We start from the raw sequence: 21,332 nt of genomic DNA on the forward strand, positions 1-21,332 counted from the left end.
TTCTATTATTATTTACAAATAAATTAGGAGATGAAGTGAAGATGCAAATGACACCACAAATGGGATATGATCGTGCCATTACAGTTTTTAGTCCTGACGGACGTCTCTTTCAGGTAGAATATGCAAGAGAGGCCGTTAAGAGGGGTACAACCGCAGCCGGAATCAAAGCAAAGGATGGTGTGGTATTGCTTGTGGACAAGAGGATCACAAGCCGTTTGATAGAGGCTGAATCCATTGAGAAAATATTCCAGATCGATGACCACATTGGTGTTGCTACTTCAGGACTTGTAGCAGATGCTCGTGCTCTTGTAGACAGGGCAAGGGTAGAGGCCCAGGTAAATATGGTTTCATATGATGAGCCAATAGGCGTTGAAGTTATTGCCAAGAAAATATGTGATCACAAACAGACATATACTCAGTATGGTGGTGTTCGTCCTTACGGTACTGCTCTTCTGATAGCAGGTGTTGATGATTCCAGTCCACGTCTGTTCGAAACAGATCCAAGTGGTGCATTACTTGAATACAAGGCAACAGCTATTGGGGCTGGTCGAAATGCCTTTATGGAAATATTTGAGGCAGACTACAAGGCTGATATGGATATTGATGCTGCCATCATGTTAGGCATGAAAGCACTCTATACTTCAACAGAAGGAAAAGTGGATGCAGCTACTCTGGAACTTGGTGTTGTAACACTTGAGGCCCGCCAGTTCAGAAAACTGTCTGAAGAAGAAGTTGCAACATATGTTTCAAGGGTTCGTGAAGAGCTCAAAGACACGGTCGAAGAAGAAAAGAAAGACGAGTCTGAAAGTAAGGACGAAACAACTGAATAAATCAATATTTTGTGTTATGGGGTGAACTAATATGGTATCTCTTGATGAGTCTGTAATTGCAAGGCTCAAGAAAGGAAAAAATCATTTTGAAGTCTTTGTTGATCCGGAGGGTGCGTTTGCGCTTAAAAGGGGAGAGAAAGTAAATATAGAGGATATAATCGCTGTAGAGTCTATATTCTATGATGCTCATCAAGGAGAACAAGCTGCAGAGTCTGATTTTGTGAACATCTTCAATACCAATGATGTATTGGAGATTGCTGAACAGATTATTCTGCATGGGGAGCTACAGCTCACCAAAGAACAAAGAAAGCGTATTTTGGAAGAGAAGACCAGACAGGTCATCACTTTTATTGCGCAAAATGGTATTAATCCCCAGACAAAAGCTCCCCATCCACCATCCAGGATCGAAAAAGCAATGGAAGAAGCAAAATTCCATATCGATCCTCTCAAAAGTGTTGATGACCAGGTAAATGCTGTAATGAAAGCCATTCGTCCGATAATTCCTATAAGGTTCGAGGAAGTTGATATTGCTGTAAGGATTCCGGGTGAATTTGCAGCAAAGGCTTATGGGGATATCTCTAAATTTGCAACTCTTGTGAAGAATGAATGGCAAAATGATGGTTCATGGGTGGCAGTTGTAAAAATGCCTGCCGGCCTGCAGAATGATTTCTATGGCCTTGTCAATCACCTTACAAAAGGGGATGCTGAAACTAAATTATTATGAGGCCGCATAATGGAACGTGAAATTGTAATTCCAGGGCAGCTATTGTCCGAAAACAAGGCTGATTCTGGTCCGGGTACTTACGTAAAGGACGGAAAAGTCTATTCCCTTTTATACGGAGTAAAGAATGCCAAAAATAAGATTTCTGTAATTCCCTTTACCGGTAAATATATCCCATCACCAAGGGACTATGTTATTGGTACGGTTATAGGGGTCACTCCTTCTAACTGGATATTTAACATTAGTTCTCCATATGATGGATTACTGCATGTGTCAGAGTATCCAAGACGTGTGGAATCTGACAAAATGTCAGAAATTATGGGTGTTGGCAGCTCAGCTTTGCTTCGCATAAAAGATGTAAATTCATCCATGAAGGTAGAACTGACCATGAGAGAACGTGGTCTGAGGGCTCTTAATGTGGGCCGGATTATTGAAATAACTCCTACAAAAGTTCCGCGTATCATAGGACATGGTGGTTCTATGGTATCTATGCTTAAGAAAGAAACAAATTGCGAGATATTTGTGGGACAGAATGGAAGAATATGGATTAAAGGCAACGATGCTGAAATGGACCTTCTCAATGAAGCTATTGAGCTTATAATGAAACATTCTCACACCTCCGGCTTGACGGAGAGGATCTCTCATTTCTTGAAAAATGAGGATGATGTTGTTTCTGGGAAGGATGAAACTGTTTTAGAGGATGATCTCGCTGTGGATACGGAAGATGAATGCGAGATTCGGGAAGAAGCCTGTAGAAAAGTGGATGCGTTACTGGACGATGATGATAATTGATCCAAATGTATCTCTTTTAGATCAACAGGGAAAATGTGCAAACATTGGAGAATTAATATGAGTGATAAACCTGAAAAGTTCATTGATGAAAAAGGATTACGTCTTGATGGCAGGCGTGTTAATGAGATCCGCCCTATGAAAATGGAGATAGGTGTACTCTCCCGGGCTGATGGTTCATGTTATTTGGAATGGGGCAAAAACAAGGTCCTTGCAGCTGTATATGGGCCAAGGGAGCTCCATCCAAGAAGATTACAGAAAGCAGATTCTGCGCTGATAAGGTACCGTTATAATATGGCTGCTTTTTCCGTGGAGGATCGCATAAGGCCGGGTCCTAGCAGAAGAAGTATTGAGATATCAAAGGTCAGCCGTGAGGCATTTGAGCCTGTTGTGCTTACTCACCTTTATCCTGGTGCTGTAATTGATGTATTTGCAGAGGTTCTTCAGGCAGACGCCGGAACCCGTACAGCAGCTATAAATGCAGCTTCCATGGCGCTTGCAGATGCCGGTATTCCTATGAAGGGACTCGTCTCTGCCTGTGCAGTAGGGAAGGTTGATGGCCAGCTGGTACTCGATCTTAATAAACCGGAAGATAATTACGGTGATGCTGATATCCCAATGGCTATGACATCTGAAGGTGAGATCACTCTTTTGCAGATGGATGGTGACGTAACGCAGGAAGAGTTCAAACAAGCAGTTGAACTGTGTAAGGAAGGATGTCGCCAGATACTTGAGATTCAGAAAGAAACTCTCAAGAACAAATTTACCAAGCTGGAAGAAGTGGAAGTATCTGATGAAGAAGAAGATGTAGATGTCTCTGCTCTTGTTGAATCTACACTTGATTCTTTAGAAGAGGATGAAACATCTGAAGATGTTGAAGACATCGAAGAAGAAATGGAAGTGGAAGATCTAGAGGATGTTGAAGCAGAGGATGAAGTTGAATCTGTGGAAGATCAAGAGGATTCTTTCCGGGACGTCGATGAAGTGGAGATTCCTGAAAATAATGATGAGGATGTCCCTGAAGATGATGAAGAGACTGCCTGAGTGATGTGGTAACCATGAGTAATCAATCAATGTCTATACTTAAGAAAGATTATATTTACAACCTTATGCTCAAAGGAAAACGTGAGGATGGTCGTACCTTTGATGCAATAAGAAATATAGATATCAGGACCAATGTAATTGAGAAAGCAGAAGGTTCTGCATGGATCAAGCTGGGAGAGACCGAAATAGTGGTAGGTGTTAAAGTTCAGGTAGGAACTCCGTTCCCTGACTCAGCTGGTGAAGGTGTAATTATTACAAGCATGGAGCTCAACCCAATTGCTTCCCCTGATTTTGAGGCTGGTCCTCCTAAGGAGAATGCAATAGAGATGGCTCGTGTGACTGACAGGGGTATCCGTGAATCAGGCGCAATTGATTTAAGTAAGTTGTGTATTACGGAGGGAGAAGAGGTTTGGATGGTATTCATCGATATCCATGTACTCAACAATGCAGGGAATATTCAGGATGCTGCCTCTTTGGGTGCAATTGCAGCCCTGCTGTCTACCACCGTTCCTGGCAAACGTGAGGGACGTGGGGAGGACATGCCTATGCCTATTCGGGATATGCCTGTGGCAATCACGCTGGTAGATATCGGCGGTGAGATGATGGTTGATCCTGATCTTGATGAAGAAACTGTCTGTGACACTCGTATAACGATCATCTCTAATCAGGATGGCTCTATATCAGGAATGCAAAAGAGCGGTGACGGTGCACTCACTGAAGAACAGCTTTTAAAGGCTGTGTCCCTGGCATGCCAGAAAGCATCAGAACTAAGGGAAACTCATCTGTTGAATATTTAAACGGACAGATTCAATATAATTAAATTCACCATTTCAAGGAGATAAGATTCATGGCAAAAAAGTATACAAGAAAAGGACGTGTATCCAGATCCGCTGGTAGGTTTGGTACACGATATGGTAGGAAGGACCGTAAACTGGTAGCGGACCTTGAAGAAAAGATGCGCATGCCTCACAAGTGCTCAAGATGTGCACGTCCTACTGTCAAGAGAATAGGCACTGGTATATGGAAATGTACAAAGTGTGATCATACCTTTGCAGGTGGAACTTTCCTGCCTCAGACCAATGTGGGTAAGACAGTTGCACGTTCTGTTAAGAAAGCAACAGAAGCACTCGAGTAGGTGAATATGGCCTATAAATGTACAAGATGCAAAAGAAATGTTGAGATAGATTACGAGTATACAGGTATACGCTGCCCATACTGTGGACACCGTATCCTTGTGAAAGAGCGTCCAACATCCATCAAACGCATCAAAGCAGAGTAAGAAGCGATGTTAATCACTTCTTCTCGCAAACCTTCTGCCAGCACGCGTACTCTGTGTAAGCATCTGGCATCTTTTTTCGGTTGTGAATATGCCAACCGTGGTAAGATGGGCATGGGTGAGGTTCTAGACCTTTCTCATGATACTCCTCTCATCATAGTGGGTGAATATCACGGCAACCCTGGTAGTATTGTTTTTTATGATCGGGGGGGTTACTGTGTGCTGTCGCTCCATATCTCGATGTTGCCCACAGAGTTTTCGTATCCCCGAAAGTCCGGTGTTATTCCTTCAATAGGGGGGGATAGTGAACTTGTATCTGTCATATCTGATGTTCTTTATCCAGATGGCTCGAATGACTCCTCAGTTGTTCTGTCACTTGGGATCTCAGGTGATAGGATGGATTTCAATGAACAGGACAAAGTGCTTTTCAGTCTGAGGGTGAAAAGTCATAAAATATATGATGGTGATGAAGATTGCTCTTGATCACCAATTCTATATTTGAAACACCTGCTGCTCCTTCCATCTATCGTTCCCTGAAACCTGAACTTGAAACTATGATAACTGACAGGTCTTCTGTTGAGATGGTGGTTGAGGGTACATCTCTGCATCTTACCGTAAGGTCGGATGATCTTGTTGCTATGCGTTCAACACTCAATACATGGTTACGTCTTATTCAGGTTGCATCTGAGACTGCATCCTGTCTGATGTGATCTGTAAAATACTATCAATTTTTCTGGCTCCAATTTTGTATCTAAGCTTTCTCTTCTCATCATTGTTTTGTATCTCTATGTGTACATAGAAACATTAAAATCACTTTAGGTTTATTGACATGTCAGGTGAAACCAAATGAGTACACAAATACCCCCGCAGATACAGAACCAACTGGCTCAGTTGCAGCAGGTTCAGCAGCAGGCGCAGTCCCTTGCTATGCAAAAATCCCAGATAGAGTCCATGCAGAAAGAGTCTGAGATGGCACTGGAAGAGCTGGAAAAACTTCCTGAAGACGTTGTTGTTTATCGCAGTGTCGGCGAATTACATGTCAAATCAAGCAAGGAAGAAGCCGTTTCTAAATTGAATGAAAAAGTAGAGACACTTTCACTCAGGATACAATCCATTTCAAGACAGGAAGAAAGGATCTCAAAGCGTTTCACACAACTTCAGGAACAGATTGAACAATCCATGGGGAACCAGGCTCAATAAGCCTCTTCCCTATGCTGATGACATTGCCGCTATAAAAAGCCGGTAATGTTCAGAGGTTTCCATGCAAGTTGAAGAAACGGAGTTTTTTAATAAACTTCTGGATTACAACAATATTCTTTATCTTTGCCATCGAAATGCTGATCCAGATGCAGTAAGCAGTGCATTTGCCCTTTCTGAGGCCCTGGGTGGGACTATAGGTCTTGTGGACGGATGCAACAGAGTTGCTTCACTTCTTATAGATAAACTCAATATTGAAGTGGTCGAAAAACCCGATCCATCTGAGTATGATATTACTCTGGTAGTTGACACTTCAACCAGTTCACAGCTCAATGATATCAAACTTGGCAGGTATTGTGTGATCGATCATCATGCTACTACAGCTTTAATTGAGAATGCCGAGTTCTATCTTCACCGTCATGCAACATCAACTGCAGAAATGGTCTTTGGTATCCTGCAATCCATGGGAGCTCCCATCATGCGTCGCACCGCTATGGGTCTTCTGACCGGCATAATTACCGATACAGGACACTTTAAGCATGCTACACAGGAAACGTTCAGGACGGTTTCTGAGATAATAGCAGCTAGTGGAGTAGAGTACGCTGATGTACTGGAAATGATGGCTGCAACTCCTCAGGATATATCGATGCGTATCGCTATGTTGAAATGTGCAACAAGGGCAACCATTGAAAGAGTCGATGACTGGCTGTTAGTAGACTCTCATGTGAATTCTTTCGGAGGAGCTGCTTCTTCTATGTTCCTTAACGTTGGTGCAGACGTGGCTCTCATCGGTACGTCACGTGATGCCAATATACGGGTTAGTGGAAGGGCGAAGCGTGAAGCTGTTGCTGCAGGTGTGAATCTGGGGAAGATAATGGAAGATATTAGTAAGAACTATGATGGTACTGGAGGAGGACATGCAGGAGCTGCTGGCATAGATGTAGTTGCTGACATGGATACCATCATTTTCGAATGCAAATACAGGATACGTGATATCCTTAGAGGAAAACCCAATCCTTCGATATGTGATTCATTGAACGAAGAATCTCAAGAATCAGAATGATCTAATAAAGGGCGATTAGATGATAGAGTACTGGAACCCATTGGTTGAAAGGATGCCAGTTGATGAACTGGATAAGATGCAGGAAAGGAAACTAAAAAGTCTGGTTGATTATGTATACCAGCATTCAGAGTTCTATAAAAAGAAATTTGATGCTGCAGGTGTCAAGCCAGGGGATATCCAGTCAATGGATGACCTGAAAAAATTGCCTTTTACATATAAATCAGACCTAAGGGATACCTATCCTACAGGTATGTTCTGTGTTCCGAATGAACAGCTTGTTCGTTTCCATGTTTCTTCCGGAACAACTGGAAAGCCCACAGTGGTTGGCTACACACGTAACGATATCAATGAATGGGCTACATCCCTTGCAAGGGCGCTGACATCTATTGGGGTCGGACGTGGTGATGTTATCCAGATAAGTTATGGATACGGTCTTTTTACAGGCGGTCTTGGTTTACACTATGGTGCTGAAGAAGTAGGCTGTACAGTTCTTCCGACAAGTTCCGGAAATACTGAAAAGCAGCTTGATCTGATGCAGGATCTTAAATCCAGCGTAATGGCCTGTACTCCATCTTACTTCCTCTTCATGAACGAGGTTGCAAATAAGGCAGGCATTAGTATCGAGAACGATACTCAGCTTCGTGTAGGTATATTTGGTGCAGAGCCATGGTCTGAGGAAATGAGGTCCAGGATCGAGGAAGCCACAGGTATCAAAGCATATGATGTATATGGTACTTCAGAACTCAGTGGACCCCTTTGCACAGAATGCCAATATCAGGATGGTATACACATCTGGGCAGACCAGTTCCTGATAGAGGTTATTGATCCGGAAACCGGAGAGCAGCTTACAGAAGGTGAGCGTGGAGAACTTGTAATCACTACGCTGGCCAAGGAAGCACTTCCACTTATACGATACCGTATTGGTGATATCACAGTTATCAACAAACAGCCTTGTAAATGTGGACGAACCCATCCGCGCATAATGAGGGTTCTGGGACGTGCTGATGATATGCTCATTGTCCGTGGTATCAATGTGTTCCCCGGACAGGTCGAATCAGTCCTGATGACTATCCCGGAAGTTGGCGAGCATTTCATGATAGTTGTTGACAGGGTCAATGAACTTGATATCATGAAGATCCAGATAGAGATGACCGATGAAGCATTCAGTGACAAGGTCAATGATATCATCTCTTTGGAGAAAAAGGTTGCAGCAGCACTGAAAAATGTGCTTAACCTTGCTGTGAAGGTAGAACTTGTTGAAAAAGGTACAATTCCAAGATCAATGGGCAAAGCCAAGAAAGTGATGGACAACAGAAAGTTATAATATTTCGTAGGACAACATAACTTTTAATAAAATTGCAGGTGCTAACATGGAAGAGAAGATCATCAAACAAATTTCCCTTTTTGCTGAGAATAAGCCTGGTCGTCTTGCACACATTGCTGAGAACTTCAGGAAGGCTGGTATTAATATCAGAGCATTCACTATAGCCGAAGCAGGAGACTTTGGAATTATCAGGATGGTCGTTGACAAACCGGATGCAGCACATGAGGTTCTTCATGATGCGGGTTTCACGGTTTCCGAGACCAGTGTAATGGGTGTGGAGATGGAAGATGTGCCCGGAGGACTCGGAAAGATAGCAGATGTCCTTGGGGAACAGAACATCAATATTGACTATGCATACGCTTTCGTAACAAAGACTGAGAAAGCTCTTCTTATTCTCAGGGTCAATGACATTGAGGGTGCTATTAAGGTTCTTCATAGTGCAGGTGTCAAGCTTATAGATATGGCTGATATTCAGGAGATATGATTTCCTGAATTGTTACTTATTTTTTTAATGCAATTAGGGCTTTGGTATTTTTCTTTGATTTTGTTGTTGCTTATAAGCGTCAACCACCACAATTTTATAGTATCTGTTGTCATTCCCCTTGAAATGACTGATACTATCAATGCAAATGGGATAAATAAACCGAAGTCTAAACTTGGCGGTTCCCATACTACCATAATCGGCGGCCGAAATGGTAAAAAGATAGTATCCTTATTGAGCCGGCATCCTGATATTAAAAAGATAATACCTTCAGTGATAACTGTTAAAGGTAAAGGTAATTCAGGAGGCATGCTGACTGCCAAGGTACAGAGGCCCGATGACAGGGGTAATCTGAGGCTGCTTCTTTCACATGGCACATCCTTTCAGGAACTGCGCCTGGTAACTACGGTTGGTAGTTTCACAGAAGGTGAGCGTATCATGAAAGAGCTCAATTTGTTGTTGCTTGATGATTAAAGGTGGTATATTATGTTCATTGGAATTGATCACGGTACGACTGCAATGCGTTTTGCTGCGCTTTTCCCGGAATCCGGAAAGGTGCTGAAGCTGGAGATTCCAAGAACTGAAGCAGCTGATATGACCGAATCCCAGCTAGTATCATCAATGGAAGATGCTTTCGGTATCAAGAGTGTTGATATCTCCCTTATGGCGGTGACATACTCCATGGGTGACGGCATCACGGATATTGAGAACATTCGAAGCGTTAATAACCGCGGTGTCAAAAGTATCGAGGGCGCTGGTAAAAAAACAGGTGGTGGTAGCCGTGTTTTTGATTCAATTGTGTCATCGGGGATTCCAGCGGTCGTTATACCTGGTATCCATGATGGGAGTAATACGGACCCGCGGCTGAATATCTTCTCTCATTCCACCAGTCCGGAGAAAGTAGGTATTGCATACCATGCATTTTCTCTTGGATATACTGATTTCGTTCTTTCTGATATAAGTTCCAATACTGTTACAGTAGGTGTTGCCGGTGGAAAACTTGTTGGAGCCATAGATGCCTGTATCTTTGCACCGGGATTGCAGCATGGTCCACTGGACGTGCAGGCCCTGAGGGATGTAGATGCCGGAAAGATGAGCGCAAATGAAGCATTTGTGCATTCGGGTGTTCTCAAGAACACTCCTTTCTCAGACAGGCATGACCTGATCAAGGCAGCTGAGGGCAAGGATTCACAGGCCCTTCTTGCACTGGATAGCATAGCTCTCTTCGCTGCCATGGAAATTGCAGGCATGCAACTTTTGCTGAAAGACTATGATTCAACTGGTGAGATCATCATAGAGGGCTCTGTTGGTGAGATTCCCTATGTCGTTGACAAAATAGAAGGTCATCTTGGTGTAAAGGTTCACGTGCTTGACAGGTGGAGTGCTGCTGTTGGTTGTGCTGAAATTGCAAAGGCTATTAATTCTGGTTCCCAGGATATTCTGGGTCTGAATGTTAATTTTCAGAAATGATTGTTTGATATTTCAAACTTAACATTATAACACATGTACTATAAATTGTAACCTATATATTTGAAACTTCAAACAATTTGCAGTATGGTTTATTAAAAATCAGATGATATGTAGTTGATGATACTCAATACAGTGTGCATTTACCTTCAATATAGATGACAGAAACTCCTTTTGTTTTCAGCTTTTGTTGTATAAGGTTTCTGAGTATATCCTGAGTTTTATCCGAACCTTCTGAACTGATGCTTCTGTCAATATCAAAAACTGTCGTGTCAGGTACAAGAGTTCTCACAACATCATGAAGGTCAGGTGTCTCTTGTCCGCCTGTCATTGCAGCAATTTCATTCTGGAGTATGATTACAAGAATGTCAAAACCACAGCTCACTGCATTTATGAGTCCTACAATGCCGGAGTGTGCAAGGCCAAAATCGCCAATGACGGCTATTCCCTTTCCGGGGAAACCACATGCAGTGGAGATTGCACCACCAAGTGCAAATCCTGTGTTGACTGCATTGAGGGGGTCCGGTGCCGTGCGTATGGAACATCCCATATCTCCTGCAACCGGCTCTATGTCATGCAGTACATTGTAAAGTGGCATGAATGGACAATCGCCACATATGGGTCTTGATCCCCTGCTGACAATGGTCTGGATGTGTGTATATTTTGAAACATCATCCTTATCAATGTTCTCAAGGGCAAATTCCACATGCTCTTTTTCAATCATGCCAACAGGAAGATGTCCGCTTCTTTTTCCAAGAATGCTGTCACATGTACTGATGTATGATTCAATGAATGCTTCACTTTCCTCCACGACAAGTATGCGCTCATGTTTGCTGATGAATTCCTTCACCACATTTTTGGGAAATGGTGACACAAGGCCAAGTGCCAGATGCGAATAGCCAGAGTAGACCAGTTGTGTGGATAATATGTCGTTAACTATTGATGATGGGTATCCTGAGGATATTATTCCTACTTTATCTCCGTTTACCTTCATAAGGTTGAAACGGGAATTCTCAGTTTCATGGCTGAGAAGGGGTTCGGATTCTATATGGAAGCGCTGGTGTTTCCCATGCATGGTGAGTTTCCAGATGTCCCTGTCAAGCTTCTTTCCTAGTATGTTTGCCTCTTCTTTCTTGCCTGCTGTTCTGGTTACGTTTTGCTCTCTCTTTTCCAGCCTGTCAGTGATTCTCATGATGACTGGAACTTTAACCTCTTCCGAGAGTTCAAAAGCCCGCTTTAATGAGTCATAAGCGTCTTTTGGTGTTGCCGGGTCAAAAACAGCTGTTTCTGAAAGTGGTCCGTAGAATCTGGAATCCTGCTCATTCTGTGAAGCCTTTGCTCCGGGATCATCTCCTGCAAGTATGACAAGTCCTGCACCGATAGTATGCATCATTGCAGTCATGAGCGGGTCTGAAAGCAGGTTCATGCCTACATGCTTGACCAGTACCATGGACCTTATTCCGGTTACTGAAGCACCCAGTGCAGCTTCCATGGCTGCCTTTTCGTTGGTGAACCAGTGGATATCGTAATTGTTGGAATCTTTTTCCTTAAAAAAGTAGTCTGCAACAGCAGTTATGGGATATCCGGCAACAGCAGTAATGAACCTCACATTGCTGTCAATAGCTGAAAGATAAATTGCTTCAAGACCGGTTATATCCTTATTATCTGTCATATCTTTGTTATTCGAGTTGTGAATCCAGCGTGACCGATTCGTCAGGCCGTGCAAACCATGCAAGTGCTGCAAGTGCTCCTATGACACCATTGCCATCCAGCCAGATGTCAACATTGTTGTCTTTTGCACATTGCATTGCGTATTCTTTCGTGAGCTCGCCACTGCGGCATTGTTTGCTGTACTCGTTCATTTTCTTCGCATCAAAATCAGAGAGGACGACCATCCCTGTCTCATCGGAAACACTGTACTTCAGGAGTGCTGCCTTTATACTCTCAAGCAGTTCCTGTTTCGCGTTCTCGTCCACACATGCGAATTCCAGTACTGTGGATACGCAGTTCTGTGTCCTTGCTGATACCGGGAAAAGTTGTACAAGTGAGTGGGAAAGATAAACAGACTCGATACAGTCCAGTTCCTTTGCCATATTATGGGTAAGTGTCCAGGTGGCGCCTTCTTCCTTTGTGTCCGTGTCATCGATGCCGATGAGCACTCTCTCTCTTTTAGGGACCACGATTGTTCCCTTTGCAGCACGGCCACCGCCGGATTCGGTATAGTTGCAACACAGTACACCCTCTGCGAATGCCCTGCATTTTGTAGCACCTACTCCGCCTCCCCCAAGTCCTGCATATGTAATATGGACCTCATCTCCTTCCACAACAACAGATTCGATTCCTGCCGCAGCAGTGGATGGCTTAAGCTCGAGGGCAGATGTGCCGGTTTTCACAAAGTATCTGATCATGTTCCCTATGGAACGTGTATTCAGAATGAGTGGCGAATGTGAATAATGGAACTTTGACCATGCGGCACCGCCATAGCAGTTCGTATGCTCAACGATCTCTGCATATTCGTTGTTCCTGTCGCATATTGCATATATGCCCCTGTATGGAGTTGTATAGGGGTCATTAAGTTCTATCTCTTTCATTTGTGTGCTAATTGCCGGTTAATACCTTAAATGTTTTGTTAGGTATTGGGGATATTATCTCACAAATCCTTCATCTTTCAGACTAACATACCTGCCATCTCCAATGACAACATGGTCCAGCACATCGATACCCAGCAACTTGCCACCTTCCACAAGTTTTTCTGTTACTGCTATGTCCTCCCTGCTTGGCGTGGGGTCGCCCGACGGGTGGTTATGTGAAAGTATGACTGAGGCGCAAGATTCCATGAGTGCCGCCTTGAACACCTCTCTGGGATGTACGATATTAGCATTCAGGCTGCCTATGGAGATGAGCTCCTCCCTTATCACATGGTTCTTGGTATCAAGGAGCAATGCTACAAGTCTCTCGCGTTTGTGTTCCCGCATCTTGGGGTAGAGAAGTGAATATACGTCGGCAGGTGACTTTATCTTTCTTTTAGGCTCATCACTGAATCCTTCAAGCTTGCGGGCAAGTTCAAAAACTGCGGCTATTTGTGCAGCCTTGGCATTTCCGATTCCATGCATCTGGGTGAGTTTTGAAATGTTTGCCTGGCTGAGCTGTTTGATATTGTAGTCCGAGAATATTCGACTGCACATATTGATCACATTCTCTTTCTGTGACCCTGTCCTCAGGATAATGGCCAGTAGTTCTGCATTGGAAAGTGCTTCAGGTCCGTATTTGAGCAATCTTTCGCGTGGTCTCTCATCTACAGGCATGTCATGGATACTTATTTTGTATTCACTCATTGCAATGGCTACAAAACAGTAGGATATAAACTATTCGTAATTTATCTATTATAATTTTTAACAAATCTTAAAAATAATCAATATGAGTTATACTGCGTGCTATTCGCGTTGTATACTTATACGATGAATTCTCATAAACTCTTTCTATGAAAGTCATTTGCGTTGCAGGCTACAAGAATTCCGGCAAAACCACATTGGTCACATGTCTTGTTGAGGCTCTTTCCAAAAGGGGTTCTGTCGGTACTGTAAAACAGATGTTGCATCATCGTTTCAATCCGGAGAATACCGATACTGGTAAACACTTTGATGCAGGGGCAGATGTAGTTGCCGCCATCACAGATATCGAGCTTGTGACAATAAAGCGAAATCCGACACTTCAGGATGCCCTGAATGCACTTGCTGACGGAGGGGCTGACTTTGCCATTGTCGAGGGTGCAAAAAGCAGTGATCTTCCCAAGATATTTCTTGGAGAGGTCGAAGGCTCCGACGATGTGTCTAATATTCTTGTTCAGCTACCCGTAAGGTCGGAATGGGATATTGGTGCATTGGTAGAACTCATTGTTAGCCAGCCGGAATGGGTGACTCTTGATTCCCTCATTAAGAAGGTCCGTTCGAATCCGGACATCCGTCTATCTGGTGGGATTGCAACATTCACGGGGATCGTCAGGCGTGTGAATGATACTCTGGAAACCACTGCCATTAATTTCGAAAAATACGAAGGTGTTGCTGACAGGGCAATTGAAAAAATATGTTATGAACTCAAGGAAAAGGACGACATAATAGACGTACTTATTCATCACAGGGCAGGTCTTATCAGATCAGGCGAGGACATTGTCTATATTGTTGTTGCTGCTGCCCACAGGAAAGAACTTTTCGAAACACTTGTGGAGGCGCTTGAGCGCATCAAAGAGGAAGTTCCTATATGGAAGAAGGAATTCACTATTGAGGGTGATTTCTGGGTCCATGATAAAATGTAAAGAAGGGATCCAAGAATAAAATGATGGGTTTTTACCTGTTCTTCAGTCCCATCTGCTCATCAATTTCTTCTGCTATCTCTTCCAGTTCCTGGAATATACGTTCTGAGTCTTTTCTCATTTCCTGGACTGCAGCCTTGAGGCTACCTCCACGAATGTAGAGTGCTCTTTTTTGCCTGTATATCAGACCAGAACTAATAAGATTTCTGATGTGGTGGTTGACCCTTGACAGGTTCACATCCAGGTTTTCTGCAATAGTATCTGAAGATATCTTTCCTTCTCTTTCGGAAAGTTGTTGCAGCAGGTCATGAACTACCTGTGTGGCAATGTTCTCAGTATCTCTTCCTGAGGATAATCCGAAACTGTTACAAAACCAGCGGATATCTTCTTCAAGTTTTTTTTCCCGGGGTTTTTCCAGATTTATCAGGATTATCTGTTGTGGCATAAGATTACTCTATTTAACTATCCCTATATAAACCTTATTCTCATTTTATCGATATGATTTCGATAAAACTGACAAAACATGCATCTTTTACAAAACATTTAAATAGGAGTTTTACGATATAATTGCTCAGCTGACTGGAACGATTCTGCCAGAATAAAGACAATAGAAATTAACAGAAAAACAAAGCTGAATAGCCGGAAGAACAAAGATATCTTAATATCCATAAAACAAAAGGTGAGATAGTATGAAATTTGGTTTAACAAAAGTGACACCAGCAAGGAGTGGATTATGGAGTCCAATGGAAGAGATAGTACAGATGCAAGACATGTTGAACAACATGTTCAAAGAAAGGAATTTCGGAGACAGATGGGCAGAAACCGGAATACTTGCACCACTTGTGGATGTTAAGGATGAAGGTTCAGAGATCACTGTTACAACCGATCTACCGGGAATTAAGAAAGATGGTATCGATCTTGATGTCAGCGACAATATGTTGACAATATCCGCAAATTGCAGCACTAACAATGAAGAAAAAGATAAAAGCTATTTGCGCAGGGAAAGGACCTACAGTTCATTCTCAAGGGCCATTACTCTTCCGGAAGCTGTAACTACCGAAGGTGCAAAGGCAAAACTTGAGGATGGTGTGCTTACGGTAACCCTTCCGAAGTTGCAGATCGAAGAAAGGAAAAAGATACTCATCGAGTAAGTTCAGCTTGTATGGGTAAGCTTTGCCTGCAAGTAAATGAAATGTTAAAAAGATAATTCTTGCAGGCATTATTTTGTGCGTAAATCCGGGTATTTCCTGTCCTTAAAAAACGTATCAAAAGTAATTTAAACAAACATTCTAAATTAAAATGATGGGATAATGGGGACATCAATCCCGGGGAGTTTATAAAATGGATCTTAACCGTTTCACGCAGAAGGCTCAGGAAGCTATTCAGGATTCAAGTACGATTGCTGCAAGGTACAGAAATCAGCAGATAGATTGTGAACACATGTTCCTTGCATTGCTGGAGCAGAGTGGTGGACTTGTAACTACATTATTGCATAATATGGAAGTTCCGGTGGACCGTCTGAAGCAGAAGGTTGAAGCTCAGCTTGCAAACCTTCCGCAAGTCTCAGGCCCGGGTGGCGAGCAGGTCTACATGACTCAGACCATGAGGCGTATTCTGGATGCTGCAGTGCAGGAAGCCGGAAAGATGAAAGATGAGTATGTGAGCGTTGAGCATCTCCTGCTTGCAATGGTTGGAGAAAAGGACAGCCCGTGCGGTAAGATCCTTGCAAGTGAGGGTGTTACGCGTGATCGTCTACTCGATGTTATCAAACAGATAAGGGGGAATAGGAGAATTACTTCAGAGAATCCGGAAGACACAATGGAGCCACTTAAGAAGTACGGAATAGATTTCACAGAACTTGCAGCCCAGGGAAAACTGGACCCGGTCATTGGCAGGGATCAGGAAATAAGGCATTCCATTGAGATCCTTTCCCGTAGAAGGAAGAACAATCCTGTGCTCATCGGTGAGGCCGGTGTCGGTAAGACTGCAATTGTCGAGGGACTTGCACAGCGTATTGCAAAAAGGGATGTACCCGATGCCATGAAGGATAAGCGTATCATTGCCCTTGATATGGGTTCACTTATTGCAGGTGCAAAGTTCAGGGGTGAATTTGAGGAAAGGCTGAAAGCGGTACTCAAGGAAGTTGCTGATTCAGAAGGCCAGATAATTCTCTTTATAGATGAGATACACACCATTGTAGGTGCAGGTGCCACAGAAGGTGCCATGGATGCAGGAAACCTCCTGAAACCGATGCTTGCACGTGGCGAGCTTCACTGTATAGGTGCTACCACAGTTGACGAATATCGCAAGTATATCGAAAAGGATGCTGCACTTGAACGCAGGTTCCTGCCGGTCTTCGTAGAAGAGCCTACGGTGGAAGATACTATTTCCATACTGCGTGGTCTGAAGGAGAAGTATGAAGTCCATCATGGTGTACGTCTGAAGGATTCAGGGCTTGTTGCAGCTGCTGTAATGAGTAGTCGCTACATTGCCGACAGGTTCCTTCCGGACAAGGCTATCGACCTTGTGGATGAGGCGGCTGCAAAGAAGAGAACTGCAATTGACAGCAAGCCGGCAGAACTCGATGAGGCCGACCGCAAGATAATGCAGCTTGAGATTGAGCGCGAAGCACTCAAAAAGGAAAAGGATGCAGCTTCAAAGGACCGCCTGGATGCCCTTGAAAAGGAACTTGCAGACATCAGGGCAGAATCAGATGCTATGAGGGCCAGATGGGATCATGAGAAGGAAGCTATCTCAAAGCTTGGTGCCCTGAAACAACAGATGGAAGATACAAAGGTCCAGCTTGAACTTGCTGAGAATGACAATAACCTTGAACTTGCTTCCAGGTTGAAGTACGGAACTCTCATTCCATTGCAACATGAGTATGCTGAAGAGGAAAAGCAACTTCAGGAGATGCAGGGCGACATGCTCCTCAGTGAGGAGGTCGGCGAAGAGGATATTGCCGAGGTTGTCAGCCAGTGGACTCACATACCAGTTACAAGGCTCATGGAAGGCCAGCGTGAAAAACTTGTTCATTTCGAGGACAACCTTCACAACCGTATAATTGGCCAGCATGAGGCTGTAAAGGCAGTGGCTGATGCTGTCATACGCAACTATGCGGGTATCAAGGACCCGAAGCGTCCAATTGGAAGTTTCATATTCCTTGGTCCGACCGGTGTTGGTAAGACTGAGCTTGTAAAGGCACTTGCAGCTGAATTGTTCGATAATGAAAACAACATGGTGCGCATTGACATGTCAGAATACATGGAAAAGCACACCGTTGCAAGGATGATAGGTGCACCTCCTGGCTATATCGGACATGAGGAAGGCGGCCAGCTTACAGAGGCGGTACGCAGGAGACCATATTCCGTTGTGCTCTTCGATGAGATCGAAAAAGCTCATCCGGATGTATTCAATGTAATGCTGCAAATTCTTGATGACGGCCGGCTCACTGATTCAAAGGGGCGGACTGTGGACTTCAAGAACACTCTGATCATTATGACCTCAAACATCTTCGGCGGTGACCTCACTGAACTGCTGAAGTCAGGTGATGAGCTGTCCCGTCCGGAACAGGGACTTCCTGATAGCGGTAAGGGTGGCAAGATTCTGGATTATGCGACCTTGCAGATGCGTGCAATGAGTGAGCTTGGCAAGTATTTCAGGCCCGAGTTCCTTAATCGTGTTGATGAGATCGCCATTTTCCATGCATTGAAGCCGGAAGAATTGGTGAAGATCGTTGATATCAAGGTTGCAGACCTTGTCGAAAGGCTCAGGGATAAGCGTATCAGTCTTGAAATGACTGGTGCTGCAAAGGCCTACCTATCAAAGGCAGGATACAGCGAGACCTTCGGAGCCAGACCACTAAAGAGGGTCATTCAGAATGAGGTTGAGACCCGGATAGCCAAGTTGATAGTTGCAGGTGAAGTGCCCGAAGGTTCCACAGTGCATGTGGATAGCAATGGCGCAGAACTGCTCGTTGATGTAAGGTCAACAGAATAAGCAAAAAATCAAAAAAAAGTGCGAATTCGAAAGTGTGGATGCGGTTGCCGTATGAGCAACCGGTCCATTTATTGTTTTCCAATTTACTTAATTAAAACCCAAGTGCCATCCTTATGAGCACTATAAGTCCGACGAAAAGGTCAAGGACTATCAATCCGCCAATGACCATACCTCCGAGTTTCAGGTATTTTGTGTCAAAGTCCAGTATTGAAAGGGCATTTTTCACCGAGTCCATTGTATCGTTGGCTTTCTCGACAGTTCCTTTTGCTTCCACAAGGGTCGCATTGACATTATCGAGCAAAAGGTCGATACGTGGCTGCTCCTCAGTCCTTACATTTTCCAGAACACCATGCAGTTCATCCAGTGTCTTTGGAATTATTCCCGGTTCTTCGACCCACCTGTTAGACAGGAACTCGTATTTTCTCTCCATTTTCAGGGACTGCCTGAAATAGAATGCCTTCTGGGCCTTCATCAAGTCATAGTTTCGCTGGTAACCATCGAACTTGGTACTGAGGGATGCCGATATCTTTGCACCGTACGGCTGCATCATGGACATCGGATTACTGGGTGATCTCTTGATGGATGTTGCGATCCTGGCCATATTTGCAGCAGATATGTTTGCAGTCTCTTTCTTTGCAGCTGCTGCACTTACTGAGCTGCTTGCTGCTTCTATATTGCTTGTGGATGCTGTCCGCATCACAGGTTGGGAACTTGAAATGTTTCTTACAGTCCTGTTAATGATGCCTGTATCAATATTTTTAACAGTATCTCTAATGTTTATGTTCTCTTCGATCTTTTCAGATTCTCTGACAACATCGGTCACTCCAGTGTTAACTCCGATGTCATCTTTTATTGACTCTGCTATGTTTATATTATCGAGTATGTTTGTTGCACTTATTACGTCATCAAGTACATTGCTGGCATAGATGCTTGCTTTTGGTACATTGATGGCTCCTGCTGTAATCTCAAACTTGTTTTCAGGGTGTATCTTGATGATATCTCTCAGTTGTGCTGTAACTGTATCCTTTCTCGAGATAAGCCCTTCATAGTAGAGTTTATCTGTCTGGATCATCTCTAACTGGTCCCTTATCGAAGGGCTGAGTTCTGCAATTGAAACAGGTACTTTCTTTTTGGTGACAAAGAGCTTCTTTACTTCCTTGAGGACCTCTTCGCTGACGTCCAGATTATCGTCGAGTGATGCTAGTATGTCCTCGATCATTGGTTGCTCGATCGTGTTCAATCGTTCAAGTACTTCTTTAGCGTTGTAAATGCCTGTTGTGACAACACCTGGTTCCTGATAGAATATATCATGTATCTCCTGATTTACAGCTGCCAGCTTTGCCATGAGCTGGAACTTCTCTATCACATCGGTGAAGTCTGAAAGTATGTCCCAGAAATTAAAATCAAAATTGCCGGTGTCATTAACACCTTTTTCTTTAAGTTTATTCTCAAGCCGTGTCTTTTCCTGCCTGAGGGAGTCAAGCCTTGCTTTCTCCTCGTCCCAGAGGTCTGCCTCACTTCTTGGTGTCAGTCTCTGGATAGTGAGGAGTTCCTCAACTTCTTTTAATGTAGAATTCAACTGCTCGCCCACAGCTTGTATTGTTGAGCCTATCACTGCAATTGCCATACCAGCTTCTTCGGCAGCATCGCCTGCATCTTCAGCTGCATTTCCTGCCTGGTAGATAGCTTTACCAACTGTGTATAATCCACCTGTAGCAACGCCTGCTACGACATCAAACCATCCCATATTTTTTTCTCCCGTTCTCTTTTATCTTATTATCCGGAAGAGGCAGGGCCCCGTTTACACTTTTGACTACGGGGAGAATTGCACATCCGCAAATGTCCTGATTCCCATTCCGGATTCTTTAAAAGACTTCATGAATTTTATGAATGGCTTATAATATATATGTTGCCTATATTTTCTATATGATTTATAGGCTCATATACATCTACTCATATTTTTAAAACAGTTTTCAGGAGCTCATGTCAATTCTTTGCCCTTTGGCCCAGAGCTCCTCGAATTTATCTTTCAGTTTCCCTGCATATTCCTTGTCATATACTTTCAATTCCCCAAAGACCTTTTTTGGAGAAAGGGGATCAGGAATAGGTATGTGTGTAATGTATTCATCGATCAGTATGAAGTCATATTCACAATCAAGGATCTTTACATCGATGTTTTTCTTAATAATGCTTCTAAGGGAAAGGTCGTCTACTTGTTCGATCTTATCTTTAAGTGCAGTCAGGAAAAGCTCCTCAGGTATAATGGTCCTGATCTTTATTCCCTTCTCTGCCGCTTTAATGAATTCATCAATAACCGTAGGGATAAAAGTCTTTGGATCGATGCATTTTTCTTTTTCCAATATCTTTTTCAATTTGGCAGGTTTGACATGCAGGATCTCTTTTTCAGTTTCTTCCAGCATATTTTTGATATTCTTTATAATGTCCTCTTCACCTATCAAAGTAGACCAAAACTGTAATTCTGTATGTTCGGGCTGGGAAATGTCTGAAAATCTGGTTTCCAGCTCTGCAACTTTCAATTTGAAATCATCCAGCTCATTTTTCGTATCTTCCTCTTTTTTATTGTAGAGGTTATTCAGGGCTATCTTTGGTTTAACTGCCTTGTATTTCCTGGGTCTTGATCTCTGGAATTCAACAAGCCCCATGTTATTAAGATTGGAAAGTACTTCGTATATCTTTCCAACAGGTATGTCTGATCTGCGTGACAGATCCTGGGCACCTGTAATTCCTTCTTTTAATAAGGTTGCATACGCAGAAGCTTCGTATTTTGTAAGTCCCAGATCTCTTAATGCTCTTTCATTGTCCATATTTTCA

General features: G+C 43.4%; 24 protein-coding genes. 18 read left to right on the top strand and 6 right to left on the bottom strand.

The window, feature by feature from the left end; translation table 11 throughout:
* Positions 1-41 precede the first annotated feature (41 nt).
* From psmA to RE476_RS01180, 15 genes are all read left to right on the top strand, one after another.
* Positions 42-830, top strand: coding sequence for an archaeal proteasome endopeptidase complex subunit alpha (psmA, locus tag RE476_RS01110; RefSeq protein WP_309309540.1), 789 nt, complete (start codon positions 42-44; stop codon positions 828-830).
* Positions 831-861: 31 nt separating this feature from the next.
* Entirely contained in the window at positions 862-1,554 is a 693-nt protein-coding gene (locus tag RE476_RS01115) for a ribosome assembly factor SBDS (RefSeq protein ID WP_309308381.1), read from the top strand.
* Positions 1,555-1,563: 9 nt separating this feature from the next.
* Entirely contained in the window at positions 1,564-2,343 is a 780-nt protein-coding gene (rrp4, locus tag RE476_RS01120) for an exosome complex RNA-binding protein Rrp4 (RefSeq protein WP_309308383.1), read from the top strand.
* Between the two features lie 57 nt (positions 2,344-2,400).
* Positions 2,401-3,384: an exosome complex exonuclease Rrp41 gene (gene rrp41 / locus RE476_RS01125; protein WP_309308385.1), complete on the top strand. Its 984-nt coding sequence runs from the start codon at positions 2,401-2,403 to the stop codon at positions 3,382-3,384.
* Between the two features lie 14 nt (positions 3,385-3,398).
* On the top strand, positions 3,399-4,181 hold the full coding sequence (gene rrp42 / locus RE476_RS01130; RefSeq protein ID WP_309308387.1) for an exosome complex protein Rrp42: 783 nt from the start codon (positions 3,399-3,401) through the stop codon (positions 4,179-4,181).
* 50 nt (positions 4,182-4,231) lie between these two features.
* The gene (locus RE476_RS01135; protein WP_309308389.1) at positions 4,232-4,519 is read left to right on the top strand and encodes a 50S ribosomal protein L37ae; all 288 of its coding nucleotides are present in this window, start codon (positions 4,232-4,234) and stop codon (positions 4,517-4,519) included.
* Positions 4,520-4,525: 6 nt separating this feature from the next.
* On the top strand, positions 4,526-4,663 hold the full coding sequence (locus tag RE476_RS01140; protein ID WP_309308391.1) for a DNA-directed RNA polymerase subunit P: 138 nt from the start codon (positions 4,526-4,528) through the stop codon (positions 4,661-4,663).
* Positions 4,664-4,669: 6 nt separating this feature from the next.
* Positions 4,670-5,143, top strand: coding sequence for a Brix domain-containing protein (locus tag RE476_RS01145; protein WP_309308393.1), 474 nt, complete (start codon positions 4,670-4,672; stop codon positions 5,141-5,143).
* Positions 5,140-5,370 (top strand): KEOPS complex subunit Pcc1, encoded by a 231-nt coding sequence (locus RE476_RS01150; RefSeq protein ID WP_309308395.1) that lies wholly within the window; start codon positions 5,140-5,142, stop codon positions 5,368-5,370. Before RE476_RS01145 ends, RE476_RS01150 begins: the two co-directional genes overlap by 4 nt.
* A gap of 136 nt (positions 5,371-5,506) precedes the next feature.
* Positions 5,507-5,860 carry a prefoldin subunit beta gene (locus RE476_RS01155; RefSeq protein WP_309308396.1) on the top strand — a complete coding sequence of 118 codons (354 nt, stop codon included), beginning with the start codon at positions 5,507-5,509 and terminating at the stop codon, positions 5,858-5,860.
* Positions 5,861-5,921: 61 nt separating this feature from the next.
* Positions 5,922-6,920: a DHH family phosphoesterase gene (locus RE476_RS01160; protein ID WP_309308398.1), complete on the top strand. Its 999-nt coding sequence runs from the start codon at positions 5,922-5,924 to the stop codon at positions 6,918-6,920.
* Positions 6,921-6,939: 19 nt separating this feature from the next.
* Positions 6,940-8,244: a phenylacetate--CoA ligase family protein gene (locus tag RE476_RS01165; RefSeq protein WP_309308400.1), complete on the top strand. Its 1,305-nt coding sequence runs from the start codon at positions 6,940-6,942 to the stop codon at positions 8,242-8,244.
* A 46-nt stretch (positions 8,245-8,290) separates the two neighbouring features.
* A complete protein-coding gene (locus RE476_RS01170) occupies positions 8,291-8,728 on the top strand; it encodes an ACT domain-containing protein (RefSeq protein ID WP_309308402.1) in 438 nt (145 codons plus the stop codon).
* Positions 8,729-8,851: 123 nt separating this feature from the next.
* Entirely contained in the window at positions 8,852-9,199 is a 348-nt protein-coding gene (locus RE476_RS01175; protein WP_309308404.1) for a DUF2103 domain-containing protein, read from the top strand.
* Between the two features lie 12 nt (positions 9,200-9,211).
* Positions 9,212-10,195, top strand: a complete 984-nt coding sequence (locus tag RE476_RS01180; RefSeq protein WP_309308406.1) for a methanogenesis marker 12 protein — start codon at positions 9,212-9,214, stop codon at positions 10,193-10,195.
* Positions 10,196-10,319: 124 nt separating this feature from the next.
* Here the strand turns inward: RE476_RS01180 and RE476_RS01185 are convergent, their stop codons facing one another.
* The 3 genes from RE476_RS01185 to radC are packed head-to-tail and all read right to left on the bottom strand — an operon-like array spanning position 10,320 to position 13,527.
* Positions 10,320-11,864, bottom strand: coding sequence for a thiamine pyrophosphate-dependent enzyme (locus tag RE476_RS01185; protein WP_309308408.1), 1,545 nt, complete (start codon positions 11,862-11,864; stop codon positions 10,320-10,322).
* A gap of 7 nt (positions 11,865-11,871) precedes the next feature.
* Positions 11,872-12,783, bottom strand: a complete 912-nt coding sequence (mmp11, locus tag RE476_RS01190) for a methanogenesis marker protein 11 (protein WP_309308410.1) — start codon at positions 12,781-12,783, stop codon at positions 11,872-11,874.
* Positions 12,784-12,837: 54 nt separating this feature from the next.
* Positions 12,838-13,527 (bottom strand): RadC family protein, encoded by a 690-nt coding sequence (gene radC / locus RE476_RS01195; protein ID WP_309308412.1) that lies wholly within the window; start codon positions 13,525-13,527, stop codon positions 12,838-12,840.
* Between the two features lie 146 nt (positions 13,528-13,673).
* On the opposite strand from radC, the gene RE476_RS01200 reads away from it, so the two are divergent.
* Positions 13,674-14,504: a molybdopterin synthase gene (locus RE476_RS01200; RefSeq protein WP_309308414.1), complete on the top strand. Its 831-nt coding sequence runs from the start codon at positions 13,674-13,676 to the stop codon at positions 14,502-14,504.
* A gap of 31 nt (positions 14,505-14,535) precedes the next feature.
* Here RE476_RS01200 and RE476_RS01205 read toward each other — a convergent pair whose 3' ends face one another.
* Positions 14,536-14,946: a winged helix-turn-helix transcriptional regulator gene (locus tag RE476_RS01205; protein WP_309308416.1), complete on the bottom strand. Its 411-nt coding sequence runs from the start codon at positions 14,944-14,946 to the stop codon at positions 14,536-14,538.
* Positions 14,947-15,190: 244 nt separating this feature from the next.
* On the opposite strand from RE476_RS01205, the gene RE476_RS01210 reads away from it, so the two are divergent.
* Both RE476_RS01210 and clpB read left to right on the top strand, forming a co-directional pair.
* On the top strand, positions 15,191-15,652 hold the full coding sequence (locus RE476_RS01210; RefSeq protein ID WP_309308418.1) for an Hsp20/alpha crystallin family protein: 462 nt from the start codon (positions 15,191-15,193) through the stop codon (positions 15,650-15,652).
* 190 nt (positions 15,653-15,842) lie between these two features.
* Positions 15,843-18,500, top strand: coding sequence for an ATP-dependent chaperone ClpB (clpB, locus tag RE476_RS01215; protein WP_309308420.1), 2,658 nt, complete (start codon positions 15,843-15,845; stop codon positions 18,498-18,500).
* Positions 18,501-18,591: 91 nt separating this feature from the next.
* Here the strand turns inward: clpB and RE476_RS01220 are convergent, their stop codons facing one another.
* Both RE476_RS01220 and RE476_RS01225 read right to left on the bottom strand, forming a co-directional pair.
* Positions 18,592-20,247 carry a coiled-coil domain-containing protein gene (locus RE476_RS01220; protein WP_309308422.1) on the bottom strand — a complete coding sequence of 552 codons (1,656 nt, stop codon included), beginning with the start codon at positions 20,245-20,247 and terminating at the stop codon, positions 18,592-18,594.
* A gap of 226 nt (positions 20,248-20,473) precedes the next feature.
* The gene (locus tag RE476_RS01225) at positions 20,474-21,325 is read right to left on the bottom strand and encodes a TrmB family transcriptional regulator (RefSeq protein ID WP_309308424.1); all 852 of its coding nucleotides are present in this window, start codon (positions 21,323-21,325) and stop codon (positions 20,474-20,476) included.
* Positions 21,326-21,332: the final 7 nt, after the last annotated feature.

This window comes from Methanolobus mangrovi, from assembly GCF_031312535.1.
In the GTDB taxonomy this organism is placed as follows: domain Archaea; phylum Halobacteriota; class Methanosarcinia; order Methanosarcinales; family Methanosarcinaceae; genus Methanolobus; species Methanolobus mangrovi.

Excerpts from the sequence above, each read along its gene's own strand:
- RE476_RS01220 (WP_309308422.1), bottom strand. The coding sequence starts at position 20,247 with ATGGGATGGTTTGATGTCGTAGCAGGCGTTGCTACAGGTGGATTATAC.
- RE476_RS01140 (WP_309308391.1), top strand. The coding sequence starts at position 4,526 with ATGGCCTATAAATGTACAAGATGCAAAAGAAATGTTGAGATAGATTAC.
- RE476_RS01145 (WP_309308393.1), top strand. The coding sequence starts at position 4,670 with ATGTTAATCACTTCTTCTCGCAAACCTTCTGCCAGCACGCGTACTCTG.
- RE476_RS01165 (WP_309308400.1), top strand. The coding sequence starts at position 6,940 with ATGATAGAGTACTGGAACCCATTGGTTGAAAGGATGCCAGTTGATGAA.
- mmp11 (WP_309308410.1), bottom strand. The coding sequence starts at position 12,783 with ATGAAAGAGATAGAACTTAATGACCCCTATACAACTCCATACAGGGGC.
- RE476_RS01160 (WP_309308398.1), top strand. The coding sequence starts at position 5,922 with ATGCAAGTTGAAGAAACGGAGTTTTTTAATAAACTTCTGGATTACAAC.
- RE476_RS01170 (WP_309308402.1), top strand. The coding sequence starts at position 8,291 with ATGGAAGAGAAGATCATCAAACAAATTTCCCTTTTTGCTGAGAATAAG.
- RE476_RS01135 (WP_309308389.1), top strand. The coding sequence starts at position 4,232 with ATGGCAAAAAAGTATACAAGAAAAGGACGTGTATCCAGATCCGCTGGT.
- RE476_RS01185 (WP_309308408.1), bottom strand. The coding sequence starts at position 11,864 with ATGACAGATAATAAGGATATAACCGGTCTTGAAGCAATTTATCTTTCA.
- RE476_RS01210 (WP_309308418.1), top strand. The coding sequence starts at position 15,191 with ATGAAATTTGGTTTAACAAAAGTGACACCAGCAAGGAGTGGATTATGG.
- rrp4 (WP_309308383.1), top strand. The coding sequence starts at position 1,564 with ATGGAACGTGAAATTGTAATTCCAGGGCAGCTATTGTCCGAAAACAAG.
- RE476_RS01115 (WP_309308381.1), top strand. The coding sequence starts at position 862 with ATGGTATCTCTTGATGAGTCTGTAATTGCAAGGCTCAAGAAAGGAAAA.
- RE476_RS01180 (WP_309308406.1), top strand. The coding sequence starts at position 9,212 with ATGTTCATTGGAATTGATCACGGTACGACTGCAATGCGTTTTGCTGCG.
- radC (WP_309308412.1), bottom strand. The coding sequence starts at position 13,527 with ATGAGTGAATACAAAATAAGTATCCATGACATGCCTGTAGATGAGAGA.
- RE476_RS01155 (WP_309308396.1), top strand. The coding sequence starts at position 5,507 with ATGAGTACACAAATACCCCCGCAGATACAGAACCAACTGGCTCAGTTG.
- rrp42 (WP_309308387.1), top strand. The coding sequence starts at position 3,399 with ATGAGTAATCAATCAATGTCTATACTTAAGAAAGATTATATTTACAAC.
- RE476_RS01205 (WP_309308416.1), bottom strand. The coding sequence starts at position 14,946 with ATGCCACAACAGATAATCCTGATAAATCTGGAAAAACCCCGGGAAAAA.
- RE476_RS01200 (WP_309308414.1), top strand. The coding sequence starts at position 13,674 with ATGAAAGTCATTTGCGTTGCAGGCTACAAGAATTCCGGCAAAACCACA.
- clpB (WP_309308420.1), top strand. The coding sequence starts at position 15,843 with ATGGATCTTAACCGTTTCACGCAGAAGGCTCAGGAAGCTATTCAGGAT.
- psmA (WP_309309540.1), top strand. The coding sequence starts at position 42 with ATGCAAATGACACCACAAATGGGATATGATCGTGCCATTACAGTTTTT.
- RE476_RS01175 (WP_309308404.1), top strand. The coding sequence starts at position 8,852 with ATGACTGATACTATCAATGCAAATGGGATAAATAAACCGAAGTCTAAA.
- RE476_RS01225 (WP_309308424.1), bottom strand. The coding sequence starts at position 21,325 with ATGGACAATGAAAGAGCATTAAGAGATCTGGGACTTACAAAATACGAA.
- rrp41 (WP_309308385.1), top strand. The coding sequence starts at position 2,401 with ATGAGTGATAAACCTGAAAAGTTCATTGATGAAAAAGGATTACGTCTT.